The following is an 18010-nucleotide window of genomic DNA, read 5'->3' as shown; positions in this document are numbered from 1 at the left end:
GCGAAGTGAGGAGCCCATCGATGACGTAACCAACATCCCTTACCCGCCGAGGTCTGCGAGAGGATGAGACGACCATGGAGGATCGGTCTTCCCGGCGCATGCGAACACTGGTGACCCGAATGGCCCGCTCGAGGCCTGTCCGCTAATCAGTTCGAATGCGCGCTGATATCCATGATGGCCCGGAGCCCAGCACGCTCCAATCAGAGGCCGGATACATTGATGCAAGACCGCATCTGCCAGGTTGACGAAACCGCTTGCAACGCGCGGCCGGACCATACATTCGGGTCACTTGTCCCGAGCTATTATCAGCCTAGCTGATCGACCAGTGCCGACCATAGAGCCCATGGTTCGCCTCGATGTACCGGGTCCTCAATTGCAGTGTGCACCATGACGACCTTAGAGGTCGGATCAACGCAAATATACTGGCCCTTGAATCCTAACAACGCGAACTGCCGCCTCTCACCGGGAAACAGCCACAAGAGATAACCGTAGCCAAATCTCCTCGTCGCCACGACCGGTCGCAGATAGTCATCCGAAGCTCGAATGGTGGTCGCATCGATCATCCATTGCGTCGGAACGATCTGCTTGCCATCCCATGCGCCATCATGCGCCAGCAAACGTCCTAGCCGGGCGTAATCGCGCAGAACGGCATTGAAGCCAAAGTGCCCCAGTTCGAATCCTTCTGCGTCTACCAGCCAATTGGCGTCCGCTTCCGCGCCGATCGGTTACGATTGGTCCCTTCGATTTCAATCTGCGCGAACCAAAGGTCGGCGACCTCAGCGTGCTGGCCACGGACAAGGGACCTGCCATCTTTCCCAAGCTTTATCGGCGCTATACCAACTGGTCGGCGCGCAAGAAGGCGCATGTCACAGGTCAGAACTTCCAAGGATTCCTAGCGGCCGGATCTGGCGGAAGGCCCGACATCTGCTTCTTACTCTCTGATTTCCTGGCCACTGGCGTTCATTCGGCGATTCCCCACAACTTTGCCGACTTTGTGGTAGGCGGGAAGACAATCAGGTTCGCCCCAGATAGTCTGGTTTTCAAAGAGGCGCCTTCCACGTTGCTCGGGCCGGACAACAAGCCCATCACCCACTTCTGAGTCTAGTACGCGTGATCTTCGGCCCAATGCTCTTGCGTGGTCATGATTGACCTCCTTCGAATGCATAGGGAAGGGAGTCCGTGGGACCGGACCCACCACCAGATCAACACGCAAGTCCGCCCAAGAACCAGAGCCCTATTGGCGTCGGCCACCAATGCTTCAGACGTCCTCGGCGGAGATCATCGCTCGGTTCCGACCGGGTCGCCTCATTGCATCTGGCATCTCTGCTAGAGTCGTGCGAGGTAATGCGCCAGCGGCGAAATATCGTCCTCGGTCAAGGGATAAGCTACCTCGGCCATCGCGGCCACTCCGCCGCCGGATCGAACGCCGGCTTTGTAGTCGTGGAGTGCCTTCGCAAGATAGTCCTCGCGTTGACCCGCAATGCGGGCGACGGCCCTGCTGCCAGCGTAGTTGTCCCCGTGACAAGAGGCGCACCGTCCGGCCGCAGCCGCTTTCTTGCCAGCTTCGGTCAAGTCGGGATGATCGTCGGGCACCTTCGCCGCGGCTGGATCGGAAGGCTTGAGCGAAGAGAAGTAAGCGCTGAGGTCGCGGACATCTTCGTTGCTGAGTTGTTCCGCGATTGGTCCCATGACCTCACTCTTACGCGCACCGCTGCGGAAGAAAACCAGCTGCCATTGCAAGAACTGATCAGGTTGCCCCGCCCATGACGGCGTGTTCTCGGTGGCGGAGACACCTTTGTCACCGTGACACCCCGCACAGGCCTCGGCCTTGTTCTTTCCGGCCTCAGCATCCGCCGCAAGGACTTGCATTGGCGCGAAGGTCACTAGTGCAACAAGGACTCGTAGCGACGTCGGTCTAATGCATTTCATCCCGCCGCCCCCCGTCCGCCAACAGCATCTCGCACGGTCGCGATCCTCCGCTGGTTGACCATTCTGCCGGAAGCGGACCTGCGAAGCGTACGGCACAGCGTGTTCGCAAACACACACCACGATTTATTCCTTCGTAAGCTCAACAATGGTCCTCTCTCCATTGATGGTCTCGACAGTGAGTTCGACCTGGTCGCCATAACGAACAGAATCGAAGAGCAGACCGTCCTGTACCTTGAAGTCGGCAGTCGTGAGAGATGTCAGGCGCACGGTGATCCGATCATGGCGCTGGTCCACCTCCGCGACGACTCCCCGCAACTTTTCTTGCGGCCTAGCTCGGATTGCCCGCGCTGGAGTGAGATCGTCGATTTGGCTCGTCAGGACCTGCTGGTTTGCCTCACGATCCGAACTGATCGCCGGTGCATCAAGAGGACGCGACGCGACATGCGCCGGAGCGAGTAGCGCGGCTGAGATCGCGAGAGCCCGGATGCTGACGCGGCTTATCCGGAGCAGGCTTGCTATCCGGATGCGCGACAGGTTTGCGCAAACGTCGCTATCGCGGGAGAAACGTCGAATCCAAGAAGAGAAGTTGATGGCAGACATGCGGCGTCCTTGGTGAAGTTCGGACGCGATTCTTGGGCATGTCGCCTCGTGGGGGGATCGCACGCCCCCATAGATCGAATAAACCGATTGCCGTCGCTGCTGTCAATCGGCTGTCAGATAACCAGCAAGACTCCCGAAATCAGCAACAAAGCGAGGACGATCTTTCGGAACATCGCTTCGTCAATGGAGACAAACAATCTCAGCCCAAGCCATGTTCCGATTAGCAAGCACGGCAAACCCATCACGAAGAGTTTAACGGTCTCGCTGGTCACCGTTCCCTTTCCTCCAAGCCAGAGCGCTGACATGAGGAAGGTCGTAACGGCAACGGGCTGGAATATTGTGCGTTGAAGGTCCTTGGACCAGCCGCGCAGGCCGCACCAGATCGTCACCAGTATGCCTGCTAAGCCGGTCAGGGCCTCCAAGCACGCCGTTGAGCAAGCCAACCGCAGCGTCGGCCGCGCTCGCTCCGGTGGAGATCGGTTTTAGGCCGGGTCGGAGAAGTGCGCGGAGACTGTACGCAGCGAGGAACGCACCAACCGCGATGCGGACGGTTCGAGGATCAGGTCAAGAGAGACACGCCCGTCGGAACCCCGAGAGCGGCGCCGACGATGAACGGCAGCAATTTGCTCCCATCGAGCGCGCGGCGCAGTCTCCAGACTGAGTAGCCTTGCACCAGAAGACCGAAACCGACGATCAATGTCGCGCTCTGCAGCGGCGTGAGGATGTAAAGCCATAGCGAAGCCGCCACAACCAAAGGCAAAGCCGAGAGCCCAGCAACAAGTGCACCCGCAAAGGTCGCAAGCAGAAATAGCGGAAGTTCAAAAGTGGACCCGTCCATGCGCTCGCTCCACAAAAAAAGCGGGCAGCGCTTGCATGGGGTCACCATTTTACGGGGAGGCTGCGACGTCCCCGATCAGTGAAATAGCGCAGGAAGCGAACGGCCGCAACGAGCGACGGTTTTACGCCGCCTTTCCTATTCGCAACGGCGATCAGGAAGGATTACTGACCGTTGCTTGATCTTCAATCGTCTACGTGAGGACGGATCAGTCCCCGCTCTCCTTGAGCGGGTTCAAGCACCAGCCCAGCTTCTTGAGCTGTCGCAGATCCCTGGAAGCCTCTGCCAAAAGCCAGTCGCGGAACGTGACGATCTTCGGCTGGGCTGCCGTCGCCTTCGGACAAATGATCCAGTAGGTCTTCGAAAGTCGCAATGCTTCCGGAAACGGCCGCACCAGCCGCCCGTTGATCAGGTCCCATGCCGCCAATGTCGTACGGGCAAGTGCGATACCCTGGCCGTTGATCGCCGCGTCGATTACCATGCTTGCCCGATTGAGCACCGGACCGTGGATGATATGCGTGTCGTTGACGCCCGCCGCCTGCAGCCACCTGGACCAATCTGCCCGGGTATCCATATGGATCAGCGGATATTTGAGAATGTCGGCTGGCTTGCTGAGCCGTCGCCGACCCGAGAGAAGCTTCGGACTGCAAACGGCAAAGAGCTGCTCGGCGCTCAGCTTGATCGTATCGAGCCCGGGCCAATTGCCCTCGCCATGGCGCACCGCAAGGTCGACTTCCTCTCGCGCGAAGTCGACGTGATGAAGTGTTGCGGAAACGCGAAGGTCGATCCCGGGGTGAGCTTCGGCGAAATGGCCCAGCCGGTGAACCAGCCACTTGGCGGCAAAGTCTGGCGAGGTGCTGACGGTGAGGACGCCGGCGTTTTGCCTTTGCAGAAGCCGCTCGGTGCCAACCGCAATACGGTCCAGCGCATCGCGTACGATGGTGAGATAGTCCTTGCCCGCCTCGGTGATGATCAGGCGCTGGCGCTCGCGATTGAACAGCTTGATCGCAAGCTCAGCCTCCAGCGCCTTGACCTGATGGCTTACGGCGCCCTGCGTGACGCAAAGCTCCTCGGCTGCGCGGGTAAAGCTTTCATGCCGAGCCGCGGCTTCGAAAGCCTTCAGCGCATTCAGGGGCGGCAAGCGTGGACGCATCGCACAAGGACTTCATGAGAAAAACTAGGGCCGGCCAGAGAAACGATGCTTTGCGGATAACGGCCCGCTCACTCTATTGAACAGCTCCAGTACAGCATTTCACGAGATTTGGAGCTTGTCGATGTCAGCCTTGATCAATGATGCAGCGCCGTTTCGATGGATCCAGTCGGCGAGTCCGCGCGCGCAACTTTATCAGAGGAATTCGGTGCGAAGGATCGACGTTCCGCAGCGTGGGCTTCGTGCTTGGGCCGCGCGGCGCAGGCTGCGCCTGGCACTCCGCGATCTGGCCGACGACAAGCATCTGCTCGCCGACATCGGCCTCACGCGCGAAGAGGCGCTGGACGAGGCCGCTAAGCCATTCTGGCGATAACAAGCGCCCGTTACGAACAAGATAGAGGAGGAACAGATGGCAGAGCCAATCGTCTATGGCTTCCCGCGAAGCCCCTACGTCAACATCGTGCGGTTGATTCTGACGCACAAGGACGTAGCGTATGGCTTTCATGACCTTGAACCGGTGATGGGCAAGCGCGAGCATCTGGCGCTGCACCCGTTCAACCGGGTCCCGATTCTTCGGCACGGCGACTTCACGGTCTACGAGACCAGCGCGATTGCCTCCTATGTCGACGAAGCCTTCGAGGGGCCAAAGCTGACGCCGCGCGACGTCCGCCTGCGAGCGCGCATGAACCAGTGGATCAGTGCGGTCAACTCCTACTACTACCCCTACATGATCTATCACGTGACGCACGAACGGCTGGTCTTTCCGGAACTCGGCATCGCATCCGACGAAAAGGTCGTGGCACACGCGATGCCCAAGGTCGAGCTTGCGCTCGGCATGGTGGAGCGCGAACTGAGTCACGGCCAAGGCTACCTGCTCGGCTCGGACCTCACGATTGCGGACTTTTTCCTGCTCCCGAGCACCTTCGCCTTCAGCCTGACGGAGGAGGGCAAGGCGATGTACCCGAACTATCCGGCTTTCTGCCGATGGCGGGAGCGCATGGAAAACCTGCCGGCGACGCGAAAGCTTCGCGCGATCCTGCCGCCGCGCGAACCGATTCCGCATGCCCGCGAGTGGGCGAATTCGCACCGACCGAGATACTGACCCTGCAAATCCAAACTTGTCGGAAACCGCGGCGAGGCAAGGATGCCTCTGCACACCGCATTCGACCCCAAGACCCGGCGCGTCTTCATCGCGCATATCGCGCGCAACACCGTCGAAGTGATCGATCACGCTGCGGGTAAACACGAAGCGACCCTGCGGGGATTCCAGTAGAAAAATATATCCCTCTTCGCTGGAACCTTTGTCGGCTGCCTCTATTTGCTCGCTGTCCAATGCTAGGAGGTAGATACTATGACGAAAATTCTTTTTGCGACGGTCGCCACCATTCTCGCATTTGGGCACCTTCATTTGCGCAGCAGGACAAAACCACCGGACAAGCGCCCCCATCAGGCACTTCCGCGTTCTACGTAGCTCAAGATCCCGCGACGATGAAATGTAAAGTTGTCACTGCCCAGCCTGCCCCTGGTGAAATGAAAGTTATCGGTACGGCTCATCCGACACAGGCGGAAGCGCAAACAGCTTTGGCGGCTGAGATGACGCCGAGCTTGGAGACGCTTTCGAGCTTGCCGTGGCCGTACTTTAGGCGTAACCGCTCCGCGTTGAGCGGCTCCATCTGCGTGACCCACGACGCCGAACTCAACGCGGTTGAACCACCCGGCTACTGCCGTATCCTCCGGCCATGGTCTTTCTGCTCACGGTCAAAACGCGACTTGCGTTCTACGTCGGCTGTTAGCCGGACCGGACGTTCACGGCCTGCCCCGCCGCTTAGGCCCAAAACCGATAGGCTTCGTCTTCGTATGGATCATCACCTCTCGGCGGCGGTGCGAGCTTCGCGCCGTCGTTGCGGAAGTGATCGAGACCACGCCCGAGCTTGCGGCCTGCCAGCGTGTGCTGGTCTTGGACCAGCCGGGGATTGGCGGCGCGAAGTCCTCCAGCGAAGATTGCAGGCCTATGGCGGCGGCCACTGCCGCCGTTTATCGATCACTGCTTGCTCCTGCGACCGTCACCGCTTGTGCTTCGCCCGCATCTCCGCGGCGAATGTCCTGCCCTCACTCACCCACGTATCGAGCGGCAGGTCGTTGAGCGATTTCACCAGCACCGCTTTGGTGCCGGACAGCGCGCCGTCGTCGAACTTGAAATACCAATAGCCCTTGCCCATCGCCCGATAGAGGTTCAGGCAGGGGTCGCCGATCAGGTGGATGACGGTGTCTCTGTTGAACATCGTCAGTTCGGCTTACCCTTATAGCTTCGTTCAATGACCCAGCCGCCCGCGTCATAGGTGGTTGTGGTGTTGCCGCGGGTCGACGAGCGCGCCGAGATGCGCCCGCCAGCATCGTAATAGGTGGTTGAGCCTTGGCTGTCGGCAGCCGAACGGCCGATGATACGGCCCGCGCCGTCGTAATAGGTGCGCTGCTGCACCAGCGCGGCGGTCGGCAGCAGTGTCAGCAGGACGATCTTGGCCATGCGCTTGCTCCTGTGAAGCAAAAACTTTGACTGAGCACGCGGGTCGACCCTTGTTCAACTGGACCAAGGTACATCCGGGGTTTTTCGGGCTGCTCCCTTGCGCCAAGCGTCGGGTGCCGAAGCCGGTGAAGCCCCACAGACGGTCGAGCGACACTTGCGCAGACCAGCTCCGAGACCGAAAAGAACGGCCATCATTATCAGGGCGGACCGAAGACCGAGGTCCCTCACCACATGGGCAAGGAGACGGTTGGCATCTCGACCAAGGGCCAGTCGGGAGGTCATCACTACTCGGGTGGACCGAAGACCGAATCTCACCACATGGGTGAAAAGCAACAATAAGCTTCAGCGTCGTGTTCGTGCGAAGGCCTAAGCAGCTCGTTGTTGCAGCCACATCAGACGTTCTGGGCGTTCTCCTCCGTGGGTGATGCTCCACTGGAATGAGGGCTGACTTCGGCCGGCGCAGCTTGATGCAAGCCAATCCTGGAAGCGAGACTTCCAGGACCGGACGAACGTCCAACGAGAGCAGCAGACAGGTCTTATTGCTTTCGAAGTCGCTAAGTGTGCCGCTTTCCCAAGCTGTAGAAAGGGGCAACCGCCGTACTGAAATCGCACGGGTTCAGCATATTGACGAGGATCGACAGATCTGGCGAGAGACTGACGGCCCGCGGCAAGTGCGCCGCCTCCGCCTGTCATTTCTTTTTCTGAAGCTTGGTCACCGTGTAGCCCGAGGCCGCGTTCTCGGCCTCGAACTGCACCTTGTCGCCGACCTTGACCTGCTTGATCATCGCGGGATCCTTAACCCGATAGACCATGGTCATTGGCTCGTCCATTCCCAAACTTTTTGCCGGACCGTGCTTGAGCGTGATCTTCCCGGCGCTCTCATCGACTTTCTTGACCTCACCGTCGATCATCGCAGTCTGCGCGGCAGCCCCGCCAAGCATCAATGCCGTGGCAAGGACGGTTGTTTTTGCAGCGCGAGCGAACGTCTTCATTGTATTCTCCTTCATTGCTTCATTTCACCGTTACGTGGCCGGTCATGCCGTATTCGCGGTGATCGGCGATCAGGCACGAGTATTCGAACCTTCCCTTCTTCGTGAATTTCCAGAGGATCTCAGCCGAGTTCTTGGGTTCGAGCCGAACGCCGTTCGGGTCGTCGTGCTCCATGTGAGGATGCTTCTTCATCAGTTCGGCGTGCTTGAGGTTTTCAGCCGTGGTGGCGAGGATGAACTCGTGACCTTCCTTCCCCACGTTGCGCAGAACGAACCGAATCTGTTCACCCCGCTTCACCTCGATGTTCGCTGGTTTGAAATCCATCTCGGTCATCTCGACCTCGATGGTGCGGGCCGGCTTCTTCGGGTCGCCCGGTTCTCCTGCGGAATAGGATTCGTGCCCGTGGGACTCGTGAGCAAGCGCAGGTTCCGCCGTCCATATCGCAATCAGCGCCAGGCCGATCGTCATCCTCGTTTTCATGTCATTCTTTCTCCATTTCAATTGTTCGATTTCTTGCGGGAATGTGGGAGCTACATTTTCATTCCCTTCACGTCGTGCTTAGGTTTGCCGCCACCTTGCGATGGCTTAATCGTCACCGGCGACTGGCGCCGCGCCGGCTCCGCCGATGGCGCCTCGACTTCATGGGCGATGGTACCGGCCGGATGCTTATAGGGGGCGGGGTCGCGGTAGTCGCCGTGCGCCAGGTCTTCGCGGATCTTCATCACCGTGAACATGCCGCCCATTTCGATCGGACCGAACGGCCCCGTACCGGTCATCATTGGCAGCGTATTGTCAGGTGCGGGCATCTCCACGGTGCCCATGGCCATTCCTGTATGGCCCATCACCATAGCGTCTGGAGCGAGCTTGCCGACCGCCTTGGCCAAGTCCCTTTTCGAGACGCCAATCATGTTGCGCATGTCGTGCCCCATCGCGTTCGCCGGACGATCAGCCACTGAGGCAAGCCGAGACTATGTCGGGCAGGCGGAATTCGAGACGCATCCCCGGGGCGGAATCGTTCGCTCGAGCCGCGAATCATGCACCATGCGGTCTGGCCGATCATCCGATCGAAACACCCCGCGACCTATCTCGCCCTCTGTGCGCGGCTACACCGAAGCCTGACCGACTCGGAGGCGCTGGAGCTCGTTATGACCTGCCCGAATTCCATCATGAACGAGACACGAGGCTTGGCGATCTGGGCCGTTGGCCAGATGGAGAGTGCCCGCCTAGTTGAAACGCTCATCGTTGTCTTGGCATCGGTGGTACGACCATGTCAGCCTGTGTCCGTTGTATGGCGCATTCGCGGGCGAGGAAATCGACGAGCGCTCGAACCGATGGAAGCAGCCCACGCCGCGAGGGGAAGACCGCATGGACGATTCCTGACCGTGGTCTCCAATCGGGAAGTACGTGGATGAGCCGACCGGCACGGATATCATCCCAGATGAAGATGGTCGGCAGCTGCACGGCGCCAGCACCTGCGATTGCGGCGTTCCGCAGGACCGACATGTCGTCCGTGACGAGGCGGGGTGAGTGCGGGACAGTCGCCACCTGACCATCCGCGTGATGCAGTTCCCAGGCATGGTACCGATGCGGCCGCTGTAGATCCAAGCTCGGCAGCGTGTGGAGATCGATGGGCGACCGTATGGTGTGATCGATCAGGCCAGGCGCGGCAACGAGGCACTGGACGCTGTCGTCCAGTCGCCTCATGACCAGGTCGGTCGCCTCCAACGGTGGAAACCGCACACGAATCGCCAGATCGAGCCCTTCGGCGATCACATCGACGCGGCGGTTCGTGCTCTCCAATTGGATCTGTATGGCCGGGTTCTGCATCATGAAGCGCGCAATCAACTCGCCGAACTGAAAGGACAGGAGCGCCGTGGGGCAACTCATACGAACCACGCCGCGCGGCTCTGCCCGCACCTCGGCGACAATCTGTTCGGCCGCCTCGGCCTCGACAAGCATCGCGACGCACCGCTCGTAAAATTCGCGCCCGATCTCGGTCACCGAGAAGCGACGCGAAGAGCGGTTGAGGAGGCGCACACCGAGGCGCTCTTCAAGCAGAAGGACACGGCGGCTCAGCTTCGATTTCTGGATGCCGAGCGCGCGTCCTGCGGGCGAAAAGCCACGATGATCAACGACTGCCGCAAAATAATAGAGATCGTTCAAGTCCTGCATCGTCCTTTCAATAGGACACTGCGTTTCTATGAGCAATCTTTCTGGCGCATCGTTGCGCTGGTACCTCCACCGCCATCAGGCATCCCGCACCGAGTGGGATCGGAGGACCAGACAATGACCAGGAAGATTCTGGGTCGTTACGGCAACGACCACCAGCATTGGGTGGGCGACGGTTTCCCGGTTCGCTCGCTCTTCTCGTACAACACGCTGGGTGCGCACATCAGCCCGTTCCTGTTGCTCGATTATGCGGGGCCGCACAATTTCGAACCGACCAAGCATCGGCGCGGCGTCGGCGAACATCCGCACCGTGGGTTCGAGACCGTCACCATCGTCTATGACGGCGAGGTCGAGCATCGCGATTCCGCCGGCAACGGCGGCGTAATCGGTCCCGGCGACGTCCAGTGGATGACGGCGGCGGGCGGCATCATTCACGAGGAATACCACTCGCCCGGCTTTGCCAAAGCGGGTGGACCGTTCCGCATGGTGCAGCTCTGGGTGAACTTGCCCGCGAAGGACAAGATGGCACCCGGCGGCTATCAGGGCATCCTGAAGGCCGACATCCCGGTCGTCTCACTTCCCGGTGGTGCGGGCAAGGCCCGGATTATCGCCGGCGACTATCGCGGGACGAAAGGGCCGGCAAAGACCTTCACGCCGATCAACGTATGGGATCTGAGCCTGAAGGCCGACACCGATCTGACGCTTGAACTGCCGACGGGCCATACCGCCATCATCGTGGTTCTGACCGGGCATGTGACGATCGAGAGCAGCCACGAGGCGGGTGAAGCCGAAATGGTGCTGCTCGATCGCGAGGGCGGCGAGGTGAACATCCATGCCGATGCAGAAGCCAAGCTGCTGATCCTGACAGGCGAGCCGATCGAGGAGCCGATCGTGGGCTACGGGCCGTTCGTGATGAACAGCGAGGCGGAAATCCGCCAGGCCATCGATGATTTCAATAGCGGGCGCTTCATGACGGCCGCCGCATGATCGAGGAGGCCGGAGCCGGTTTGCAGGTCCGGCCTCTTCTTCCTGTGGAGGGATGAGCGCTCACCCCTCCACCTGAACCGAGGGCTTCGGCCCGCCTCCAGCGCAAAACGTCCAATCGAGGAATAGAGACCGCAAATGGCCAGTGAAACCATCCGCAACCCCCTGACCGACCATCTTCTCGCACCCGAGAATTCGGCGCTCATCATCATCGACTACCAGCCGATCCAGGTTTCCTCGATCCGCTCGATGTCCCGCGAGGAACTCGTCTTCAACATCGTGAGCACGGCCAAGGCGGCGCTGAATTACAGCCTTCCGATTATCCACTCGACGGTCAACGTCGCGACCGGCCGCAACAAGCCGCCGATCCAGGAACTGCAGGACGTGATCGGCCACCTGCCGACCTACGACCGCACCTCGATCAATAGCTGGGAGGACACCGAGTTCAAGCAGGCGGTGAAGGCGCTCGGGCGCCGCAAGCTGATCATGACCGCGCTCTGGACCGAGGCGTGCCTGACCTTTCCCGCGCTTGACGCGATCCAGGAAGGCTATGAGGTCTATGTGCCGGTCGATGCCGTTGGCGGCACCTCGCTCGCCGCGCACGAGACGGCGCTGCGTCGCATCGAGCGAGCCGGCGGGAAGCTCATCAGCCGTGTGCAGATGTATTGCGAGCTTCAGCGCGACTGGGCGCGTCAGGCGACTGTGCCCGGCTTCATGGGCGTCTTCGACAGTTTCGATGGGTTCAACCCCGAAAAGGCGGCCGAGGAAGCGGCCAAGGGCTGAGGCCTCATGATGGCGGCGGCGATTTCCGCCGCCACCATTTCCCGCAAGGAGAAGAAACGAATGAGCGAATTATTCATCGTGGTCGGTCTCAAGGCCAAGACGGGCAAAGAGAACGAACTGCGGCGTGATCTGTCCGTTCTTGTCGAGCCGTCGCGCAACGATGAGGGCAATGTCCGTTACGATCTGTTCGAGGATCTGGACGAGCCTGGGCATTTCGTGTTCGTGGAGGAGTGGGCGTCTGTCGAGGCGCGCAACCGGCATCACGAACACGGTCCCCACATCCAGCATTTTCATGCCAATGGCGTGGCCAACGTCGAGGAGAGGATGTTCGCGCATATGTTGAAGCGCGTCGTCTGACGCATTTCAGAAGTGCACGGGCACCAACAGCGCAAGCTTTCAATGGGCGGCCGCGCTGTCCGGCGGGGACGTAAGGCTGGGTAGAGATGACTGATCAGCATCATGGCGTCGCAGTACAGCCGCGGACCGTTCCGTTCGAGCCCGATGCGTACATAGGCATCAAGGGATGGCAGGGTCTTCAATGTTTTGGCCTCGCCAGATAATCGGGAGCGGAAACCCGTCACGCGTTCACAGCGCCTCCAGATCCAGAATCCTTCCACCAATCTCTTCAAGCCGGGCCTGATAGTTCGCTGGTTCTAACAACTGACTCGGGAAATAGAGGCCCACAGGGGCTGGCGGTTGCTCGTCCAGTCCCAGGCACCTTTCGAGAACCATTGCCACGCCCAGCCCGGTGAGGGGAAACTGCCCTTGCGGATGGACCACGGCATGGCGCGTGGAAAAGGGACGGCCAGCATCGTCCTGTCCCTGGAGTTCGATGACGATCTCGGTAGACATCGGCTCGCCGCGTCTGCGACTGGAGCTCATGCCCGTCGCCAGGTTGATTTCCATATTTGGCGCGTCCGTTGCGGCTGCCAGCGTGAGGATATCGTTCGGCGAGATCGCGATCGCGTCCATTTGAATGCCGTCCACGGCGCGAAAGCTTGTCTTGGCAGCCTCGCCGGAGCGCCAGACATAGGTGCCGTTTCGACATGTGAGAGCCGCAGGCGGCGCATTTGTCAGCCCTTCGAGGTCGGACACCTGCGCCGGTCCGCCTTTATCCTCATCGTCGAGCAGCAGGCCGATGCGGATATTGTCGACCCGCGAGAACCGCCGCGCCAGGGCAAGGGCGACGACCGACGTCGCGCCGACCAGCCATTCTGTGCCAAGAACGACCGCCGACCGAGCGGAATCCTGCATGAAGCCGGCGACCTCGAGCCCAATCGCATCTATACCCGTGGAAATTCCGATGTAGGGTAGGCCTCGCTTTCGGGCAAAGCGGAAGCCGGACAGGGCTTCATCCCGCAAAAGCACCGCGACGGCGCTCACCGCCTGATCACCGATGCCCAGATCCGGCGCCGCGAGATCAAGCGCTACCCCGGCAGCGTGCCCAACCTCCTCAGCTACCTTCCGCGCCCTGGCGAGATTTCGGCCCCCGATGAGCAGCGGAACATCCGGAGCGGCTGATCGCAGATATCTGGCTGTATGGCGACCGACGACGCCCGATCCGCCGATCAGAAGAATGGGATCTAGTGACATGACAAACCCCTCTGCAAGGTTCGTGTTTTCGATTGCTGGCGGCCTGTCGTGACTCGGCCCAGCCGCTCGGCGGGCCGAGGCCGCATCGGACTGCGATGGATCAGACTTTGCTCGGCACGCGCGCGATCACCTTGATCTCGAAATCGAAGCCGGCGAGCCAGTTAACACCGATAGCAGTCCAGTTCGGATAAGGGGCTTGCGCGAAGATGTCGCTCTTCACGGCCATGATCGAGCCGAATTGCTTTTCCGGATCCGTATGGAAGGTCGTCACGTCGACAATGTCGTCGAAAGTGCACCCTCCTGCCGCAAGCGTCGCTTCTAAATTAGCGAATGCCAGCCGGACTTGCGCCTCGAAATCAGGCTCAGGCGAACCGTCGACGCGGCTCCCGACCTGACCTGAAACGAATAGCAGATCGCCGGAGCGGATCGCTGCCGAATATCCATGCTGCTCGTACAGAGCGTGGCGGTTCTCGGGAAATACAGCATCACGTTGTGGCATGGGCAGTCCTTTCATCGTCCTCGCTCGCGCAATGCTGGATCGGCTTCCGTCAGGAGTCGGCGAGCGAATATTGATATACGACTCGTATGTGAATATTGTACATACGGACCGTATGTCAACTCACATGCGACCCGTATCTGAAATTGAGGCGAATGACGATGGCGAAGCGGCGGATCGACACGATGGAGGAGAATCGGGCCAGGCTGATATCAGCCGCGCGCAAGGCGTTCGCCGCGAGAGGATTCGCTGCCGCTTCCATGGACGAACTAACTGCGGATGTGGGCCTTACCCGCGGCGCTCTTTATCACAATTTTGGTGACAAGAAGGGGCTGCTGGCCGCAGTTGTGGCTCAGATCGATGGCGAGATGGCGGCACGCGCGAAAGAAGCCGGCGCCGCAGCGGGCGATGACTGGGAAGGACTGCTTGCAGAAAGCGAAGCCTATATCGAGATGGCGCTGGATCCGGAGGTACAGCGGATCGTGTTGCTGGATGGCCCGGCCTTTCTGGGCGATCCCTCGCAATGGCCAAGCCAGAACGCCTGCCTACAGGTAACGAAGCATATGATCGCCGGACTCGTTTCAGAACGCGTCTTGAAGCCCGTCGACGTCGAAGCCGCAGCGCGCCTGCTCAGCGGGGCGGCGTTGAATGCCGCCTTGTGGGTGGCCGCAAGCGACGATCCCAGGTCAGCCCTGCCCAAGGCCGTTGATGCGTTCCGGCTCATGGCAGCAGGTCTGCTGGCAGAACAACGCTGAGTGTTGGCACTTTCGCGCTGAGCAGCCGAGCATCCTGTCGGCACGGCCAGCATGAATCTGCTTGCTGAACAAAAGTCCCTGGAGATGAGTACAACTCGCCTGACGCCGCGACGCGGTGCACTAGACCCGACCCTGTTGGACCGAGCCTTGATGCGGGGGACGGGGCCGAGTTCGTCTCAGGCGATTGCGCCCCCGTCGGCGGTCAGGATGGCGCCGGTGATCACGCTCGCTGCAGGACTCGCCAAAAAGGCCACAGCGTTTGCGATTTCTCGCGGCTCGCCGAAGCGCCCCAGGGACGTGAGGCTCCGCTGGAAGTCGGCAGCCGCCCCGTCTGCCGGATTTGCGTCGGTATCCACCGACCCGGGCTGCACGAGGTTTACCGTAATGCCGCTCGGACCAAGTTCACGCGACAGCCCGCGGGTGAACGAGGTAAGCGCAGCCTTAGACATCGCATAAGCCGTTATGCCGGGGAACGGGACCCGCTCCCCGAGACCCGATCCGATCGAGACGATGCGCCCTCCTGCGGAAAGATGCGGAATGACGGCCTTCGCGAACAGCACTGGCGCTCGCACGTTAACGTCCATCAACGTTTGATAGTCGCGTACATCAAGGTCGGCGATCGTTCCGGAGTGGCCGATCGCCGCGCTGTTGACGAGAATATCGAGGCCGCCAAGCGCCGCGACGGCATCGCTGACGGCGCGCGTGATAGCTTCCGGGTCAGCACTGTCGGCCTGGATAGCAACTGCGCGGCGTCCTGTGCTCTCGATGGATTTGGCCACCGCGTTGGCTTTTTCGGCCGAGCGTTGGTACGTAAACGCGACATCGGCGCCGTTCTCGGCCAGCGCCAACGCGATCGCGGCTCCTATGCCTCGCGACGCGCCGGTAACCAATGCGCGCTTCCCATTCAGATCGATCATTTATTTGTCCTTTTCTACCATTGTTGCTTCAGGCGCTCAGGTGGCTCGTGTGACACGCGGCAGACGGTCAAAGGCCTGATCCACGGATCCAGTGTTCGGCATCTCTCGCTCTCAACGTCGAGAGATGCCAAGCTGTGTTGCGAAGGGCGGAACGCGGTCCGATGGCTACTCAAGCCGAACCGGGCGACACCGTCAGGAGCGATGGCCCGCGCCGCCGCGCACAAGAGCATGTTCGGCAGCCCACCGATCACCGATCTGCAACGGTAACCTTCCGGCCCACAAGTGGCTCGGGAACGGGCTGAAGGAGCAGTCGATCGCTTCCTGACATGGCGTCCCCCTGGACTTGCTCAGAAAGGCGTTCGTCATCGCGACGACGGATGTCCTCGGCTACCTCCGCAATATCAACCTCGGCAAATCCCAACACCCGCAAACCCTCCGCGCCCATCACATAGGCGGATTCGACCGTCTCTCGGATCTGATAGTCGACGCCGGCTCGGATCAACTCGACCGCATGTCCACGATCACGGCTTCGAACCAGGAGCTGCGCCTGCGGAAATTCATGTTGCGCCAATTCCACGATCTGCATTGCAGCCTTGGAATCGTCGATGCAGATTATGATCGCATCGGCACCGCTCGCACCGGAATGATGCAGTACATCAAGCCGCGCACCATCACCGAAGAAGACCTTGAAGCCGTATCGCCCGGCGTCGCGGATCCGATCCGGGTTGTTGTCGATGACGGTGAGGTCGACGCCCTTTGCCAGCAGCGGCTGGGACGCGATCTGCCCGAAACGGCCGAAGCCGATTATGAGCACGCGGCCTTTCAGGTCGCGGGCAGCATCGACGCCCTCCATCGACGCCTCGGTGCGCAAGAGCCGGTCGGCCGCAATCATCAGGAGCGGCGTCATGGTCATGGACAGAATGATCACGGTGGCGAACAATGCGTTCTGCTGCGCATCGATCACGCCACCCGCTGTCGCCGCCGTGTAGAGGACGAACGCGAATTCGCCACCCTGCAGAAACATCGACGTCCGATGCAGAGCCTGATGATTGGAACTGCCGAACAGGCGCGCGACGGTATAGACGACGGCGCCTTTGGCGGTCGTGAACGCGAGCAGCAATGCAAGCAGAAGCTGCCACTCGGCCGCCACGATCGCGAGGTCGAGCGACATCCCCACGGCGAGAAAGAACAGCCCCATAAGCAGTCCGCGAAACGGCTCGACGTCGCTTTCGATCTGATGGCGATAGCTCGAATTCGACAGCATCACGCCGGCGAGGAAGGCCCCCATTGCCATCGACAGACCAGCGACGTCCATCAGCAGCGCTGCTCCAAGAACAACGAGCAGCGCGCCCGCCGTCAGAACCTCGCGCGTCCGCGCGCGAGCGAGGAGCGCGAAGAACGGGTTCAGGACCCAGCGCGAGACGCCGAGCAGCGCTAACATCGCCGCAACCGCGACCAGCATATCCGTCCATGATGCCTGCCCGTGGGACAGGGGTGACAGAAAGCCGACCACCGCAAGTAACGGAACGATCATCAGATCCTCGAACAGGAGGATCGCGACCGACTTCTGGCCCTCTGCGCCTGAAAGTTCGCCTCGATCCTGCAATACCGACATGATGACGGCGGTCGAGGAGAGGACGAAGCCCGTGCCGGCGATGAACGCGACGGGTCCGGGCAGATTGAAGGCCAGGGCGCCGGTCAGCGAGAGGGCCGCGATCGCGCCCGCAACTTGCGCGAGGCCCAACCCGAAGATCTGGCCGCGCATCGCCCACAGTTTGTGAGGCCGCAATTCCAATCCGATCACGAACAGGAACATGACAACTCCAAGTTCGGAGAAGTGAAGGATGGATTGCGCATCGGCAAAAAGGCCAAGCAGCGACGGACCAACGAGAACGCCGGCACCGAAATAGCCCAGCACCGAGCCAAGCCCGAGCCGCTTGAACAAGGGCACTGCGACGACAGCCGCGCCCATCAGCGCGACGGCGGGCCCGATCGTCTGCCCCAAGCTCACGTCAGCCATGGTCGGCCTCGCAGTTCTTCTGGCGAGGGTTCATTTCTCCCTCTGCATCGGGCGTAAGCGGAAGTTGGCGCTGCACAGAGCCCTTCGCCCATCGCAGTTGTACGAAGCGGGCGATTTCGGCCTGCAGTTCGAGAGCCTCCGGCGCGGCGCCGCCGAACCCGCCGTGGGGTTGGGCCGGTTCGCGGGACGCAGGCGTAGGCGCGTTCTGCGCCGTGGCGTGCGGCGCAGGCTGGTCCCGCAGCGTCGCCGCACGCGTCTGGGCGTG

At 60.9% G+C, this 18010-nt stretch carries 23 protein-coding genes and 2 pseudogenes; 9 read left to right on the top strand and 16 right to left on the bottom strand.

The features are described 5' to 3' along the window. Positions 1-305: 305 nt before the first annotated feature. Positions 306-617 (bottom strand): hypothetical protein, encoded by a 312-nt coding sequence (locus tag YY7_RS0142155; RefSeq protein WP_028168413.1) that lies wholly within the window; start codon positions 615-617, stop codon positions 306-308. 164 nt (positions 618-781) lie between these two features. On the opposite strand from YY7_RS0142155, the gene YY7_RS54655 reads away from it, so the two are divergent. Further along, complete coding sequence (locus tag YY7_RS54655) at positions 782-1099, top strand: hypothetical protein (RefSeq protein ID WP_028168412.1); 318 nt, start codon at positions 782-784, stop codon at positions 1097-1099. Between the two features lie 227 nt (positions 1100-1326). On the opposite strand, the gene YY7_RS0142145 is transcribed toward YY7_RS54655, so the two are convergent. The 5 genes from YY7_RS0142145 to YY7_RS0142130 form a co-directional block, all read right to left on the bottom strand. Then, positions 1327-1869, bottom strand: a complete 543-nt coding sequence (locus tag YY7_RS0142145; protein ID WP_245287612.1) for a c-type cytochrome — start codon at positions 1867-1869, stop codon at positions 1327-1329. A gap of 183 nt (positions 1870-2052) precedes the next feature. Next, positions 2053-2529: a hypothetical protein gene (locus tag YY7_RS57150; RefSeq protein WP_051397217.1), complete on the bottom strand. Its 477-nt coding sequence runs from the start codon at positions 2527-2529 to the stop codon at positions 2053-2055. Positions 2530-2642: 113 nt separating this feature from the next. After that, complete coding sequence (locus YY7_RS63960) at positions 2643-2951, bottom strand: hypothetical protein (RefSeq protein WP_245287611.1); 309 nt, start codon at positions 2949-2951, stop codon at positions 2643-2645. Positions 2952-3088: 137 nt separating this feature from the next. Continuing rightward, positions 3089-3367 (bottom strand): hypothetical protein, encoded by a 279-nt coding sequence (locus tag YY7_RS63955; protein WP_245287610.1) that lies wholly within the window; start codon positions 3365-3367, stop codon positions 3089-3091. Between the two features lie 205 nt (positions 3368-3572). Next, complete coding sequence (locus YY7_RS0142130; protein WP_245287609.1) at positions 3573-4505, bottom strand: transcriptional regulator GcvA; 933 nt, start codon at positions 4503-4505, stop codon at positions 3573-3575. Between the two features lie 133 nt (positions 4506-4638). On the opposite strand from YY7_RS0142130, the gene YY7_RS63950 reads away from it, so the two are divergent. Genes YY7_RS63950 through YY7_RS64585 form a run of 3 tightly spaced genes read left to right on the top strand, consistent with a single transcriptional unit; the run spans position 4639 to position 5787 of the window. Beyond that, a complete protein-coding gene (locus YY7_RS63950; protein WP_035692403.1) occupies positions 4639-4887 on the top strand; it encodes a DUF1127 domain-containing protein in 249 nt (82 codons plus the stop codon). Between the two features lie 36 nt (positions 4888-4923). Then, positions 4924-5616, top strand: coding sequence for a glutathione S-transferase family protein (locus tag YY7_RS0142120; RefSeq protein WP_028168408.1), 693 nt, complete (start codon positions 4924-4926; stop codon positions 5614-5616). 42 nt (positions 5617-5658) lie between these two features. Next, positions 5659-5787 carry a hypothetical protein gene (locus tag YY7_RS64585; protein WP_283807045.1) on the top strand — a complete coding sequence of 43 codons (129 nt, stop codon included), beginning with the start codon at positions 5659-5661 and terminating at the stop codon, positions 5785-5787. A 790-nt stretch (positions 5788-6577) separates the two neighbouring features. Here YY7_RS64585 and YY7_RS61205 read toward each other — a convergent pair. Then, entirely contained in the window at positions 6578-6796 is a 219-nt protein-coding gene (locus YY7_RS61205) for a hypothetical protein (protein ID WP_028168406.1), read from the bottom strand. Between the two features lie 2 nt (positions 6797-6798). Next, positions 6799-7038: a hypothetical protein gene (locus YY7_RS0142100; protein ID WP_028168405.1), complete on the bottom strand. Its 240-nt coding sequence runs from the start codon at positions 7036-7038 to the stop codon at positions 6799-6801. 153 nt (positions 7039-7191) lie between these two features. Here YY7_RS0142100 and YY7_RS63945 point away from each other — a divergent pair. Further along, positions 7192-7377, top strand: a pseudogene (locus tag YY7_RS63945) (hypothetical protein); the annotation flags it as partial. Positions 7378-7727: 350 nt separating this feature from the next. On the opposite strand, the gene YY7_RS0142095 reads toward YY7_RS63945, so the two are convergent. The 4 genes and pseudogenes from YY7_RS0142095 to YY7_RS0142080 all read right to left on the bottom strand — a co-directional run bounded on the left by YY7_RS0142095 (position 7728) and on the right by YY7_RS0142080 (position 10200). After that, a complete protein-coding gene (locus YY7_RS0142095) occupies positions 7728-8030 on the bottom strand; it encodes a copper-binding protein (protein ID WP_028168404.1) in 303 nt (100 codons plus the stop codon). A 19-nt stretch (positions 8031-8049) separates the two neighbouring features. Next, positions 8050-8508 (bottom strand): cupredoxin domain-containing protein, encoded by a 459-nt coding sequence (locus YY7_RS0142090; protein WP_028168403.1) that lies wholly within the window; start codon positions 8506-8508, stop codon positions 8050-8052. Between the two features lie 50 nt (positions 8509-8558). Beyond that, positions 8559-8963, bottom strand: a pseudogene (locus YY7_RS0142085) (copper oxidase); the annotation flags it as partial. A 301-nt stretch (positions 8964-9264) separates the two neighbouring features. Next, positions 9265-10200, bottom strand: a complete 936-nt coding sequence (locus tag YY7_RS0142080; RefSeq protein ID WP_028168401.1) for a LysR substrate-binding domain-containing protein — start codon at positions 10198-10200, stop codon at positions 9265-9267. 114 nt (positions 10201-10314) lie between these two features. Between YY7_RS0142080 and YY7_RS0142075 the strand changes: the two genes are divergently transcribed. The 3 genes from YY7_RS0142075 to YY7_RS0142065 all read left to right on the top strand — a co-directional run bounded on the left by YY7_RS0142075 (position 10315) and on the right by YY7_RS0142065 (position 12321). Next, positions 10315-11184, top strand: coding sequence for a pirin family protein (locus tag YY7_RS0142075; protein ID WP_028168400.1), 870 nt, complete (start codon positions 10315-10317; stop codon positions 11182-11184). A 135-nt stretch (positions 11185-11319) separates the two neighbouring features. Then, positions 11320-11964: a hydrolase gene (locus YY7_RS0142070; protein WP_028168399.1), complete on the top strand. Its 645-nt coding sequence runs from the start codon at positions 11320-11322 to the stop codon at positions 11962-11964. A gap of 6 nt (positions 11965-11970) precedes the next feature. After that, entirely contained in the window at positions 11971-12321 is a 351-nt protein-coding gene (locus YY7_RS0142065) for a putative quinol monooxygenase (RefSeq protein ID WP_210164745.1), read from the top strand. 228 nt (positions 12322-12549) lie between these two features. Here the strand turns inward: YY7_RS0142065 and YY7_RS0142060 are convergent, their stop codons facing one another. Both YY7_RS0142060 and YY7_RS0142055 read right to left on the bottom strand, forming a co-directional pair. Further along, positions 12550-13347 carry an NAD(P)-dependent oxidoreductase gene (locus tag YY7_RS0142060; protein ID WP_245287608.1) on the bottom strand — a complete coding sequence of 266 codons (798 nt, stop codon included), beginning with the start codon at positions 13345-13347 and terminating at the stop codon, positions 12550-12552. A 310-nt stretch (positions 13348-13657) separates the two neighbouring features. Next, complete coding sequence (locus YY7_RS0142055; protein WP_028168396.1) at positions 13658-14056, bottom strand: RidA family protein; 399 nt, start codon at positions 14054-14056, stop codon at positions 13658-13660. Positions 14057-14214: 158 nt separating this feature from the next. Between YY7_RS0142055 and YY7_RS0142050 the strand changes: the two genes are divergently transcribed. Then, the gene (locus YY7_RS0142050; RefSeq protein ID WP_028168395.1) at positions 14215-14808 is read left to right on the top strand and encodes a TetR/AcrR family transcriptional regulator; all 594 of its coding nucleotides are present in this window, start codon (positions 14215-14217) and stop codon (positions 14806-14808) included. A gap of 176 nt (positions 14809-14984) precedes the next feature. Here the strand turns inward: YY7_RS0142050 and YY7_RS0142045 are convergent, their stop codons facing one another. Together YY7_RS0142045 and YY7_RS0142040 are read right to left on the bottom strand one after the other, a co-directional pair. Next, complete coding sequence (locus YY7_RS0142045) at positions 14985-15725, bottom strand: SDR family NAD(P)-dependent oxidoreductase (protein WP_028168394.1); 741 nt, start codon at positions 15723-15725, stop codon at positions 14985-14987. A gap of 247 nt (positions 15726-15972) precedes the next feature. Further along, positions 15973-17745, bottom strand: coding sequence for a monovalent cation:proton antiporter-2 (CPA2) family protein (locus YY7_RS0142040; RefSeq protein ID WP_028168393.1), 1773 nt, complete (start codon positions 17743-17745; stop codon positions 15973-15975). Positions 17746-18010: the final 265 nt, after the last annotated feature.

The organism is Bradyrhizobium elkanii WSM2783, assembly GCF_000472865.1.
In the GTDB taxonomy this organism is placed as follows: Bacteria; Pseudomonadota; Alphaproteobacteria; order Rhizobiales; family Xanthobacteraceae; genus Bradyrhizobium; species Bradyrhizobium elkanii_A.
This window is presented reverse-complemented; position numbering and strand designations above follow the sequence as displayed.

Excerpts from the sequence above, each read along its gene's own strand:
- YY7_RS0142145 (WP_245287612.1), bottom strand. The coding sequence starts at position 1,869 with ATGCAAGTCCTTGCGGCGGATGCTGAGGCCGGAAAGAACAAGGCCGAG.
- YY7_RS57150 (WP_051397217.1), bottom strand. The coding sequence starts at position 2,529 with ATGTCTGCCATCAACTTCTCTTCTTGGATTCGACGTTTCTCCCGCGAT.
- YY7_RS63955 (WP_245287610.1), bottom strand. The coding sequence starts at position 3,367 with ATGGACGGGTCCACTTTTGAACTTCCGCTATTTCTGCTTGCGACCTTT.
- YY7_RS63950 (WP_035692403.1), top strand. The coding sequence starts at position 4,639 with ATGTCAGCCTTGATCAATGATGCAGCGCCGTTTCGATGGATCCAGTCG.
- YY7_RS0142120 (WP_028168408.1), top strand. The coding sequence starts at position 4,924 with ATGGCAGAGCCAATCGTCTATGGCTTCCCGCGAAGCCCCTACGTCAAC.
- YY7_RS64585 (WP_283807045.1), top strand. The coding sequence starts at position 5,659 with ATGCCTCTGCACACCGCATTCGACCCCAAGACCCGGCGCGTCTTCATC.
- YY7_RS61205 (WP_028168406.1), bottom strand. The coding sequence starts at position 6,796 with ATGTTCAACAGAGACACCGTCATCCACCTGATCGGCGACCCCTGCCTG.
- YY7_RS0142100 (WP_028168405.1), bottom strand. The coding sequence starts at position 7,038 with ATGGCCAAGATCGTCCTGCTGACACTGCTGCCGACCGCCGCGCTGGTG.
- YY7_RS0142095 (WP_028168404.1), bottom strand. The coding sequence starts at position 8,030 with ATGAAGACGTTCGCTCGCGCTGCAAAAACAACCGTCCTTGCCACGGCA.
- YY7_RS0142090 (WP_028168403.1), bottom strand. The coding sequence starts at position 8,508 with ATGAAAACGAGGATGACGATCGGCCTGGCGCTGATTGCGATATGGACG.
- YY7_RS0142080 (WP_028168401.1), bottom strand. The coding sequence starts at position 10,200 with ATGCAGGACTTGAACGATCTCTATTATTTTGCGGCAGTCGTTGATCAT.
- YY7_RS0142075 (WP_028168400.1), top strand. The coding sequence starts at position 10,315 with ATGACCAGGAAGATTCTGGGTCGTTACGGCAACGACCACCAGCATTGG.
- YY7_RS0142070 (WP_028168399.1), top strand. The coding sequence starts at position 11,320 with ATGGCCAGTGAAACCATCCGCAACCCCCTGACCGACCATCTTCTCGCA.
- YY7_RS0142065 (WP_210164745.1), top strand. The coding sequence starts at position 11,971 with ATGATGGCGGCGGCGATTTCCGCCGCCACCATTTCCCGCAAGGAGAAG.
- YY7_RS0142055 (WP_028168396.1), bottom strand. The coding sequence starts at position 14,056 with ATGCCACAACGTGATGCTGTATTTCCCGAGAACCGCCACGCTCTGTAC.
- YY7_RS0142050 (WP_028168395.1), top strand. The coding sequence starts at position 14,215 with ATGGCGAAGCGGCGGATCGACACGATGGAGGAGAATCGGGCCAGGCTG.
- YY7_RS0142045 (WP_028168394.1), bottom strand. The coding sequence starts at position 15,725 with ATGATCGATCTGAATGGGAAGCGCGCATTGGTTACCGGCGCGTCGCGA.
- YY7_RS0142040 (WP_028168393.1), bottom strand. The coding sequence starts at position 17,745 with ATGGCTGACGTGAGCTTGGGGCAGACGATCGGGCCCGCCGTCGCGCTG.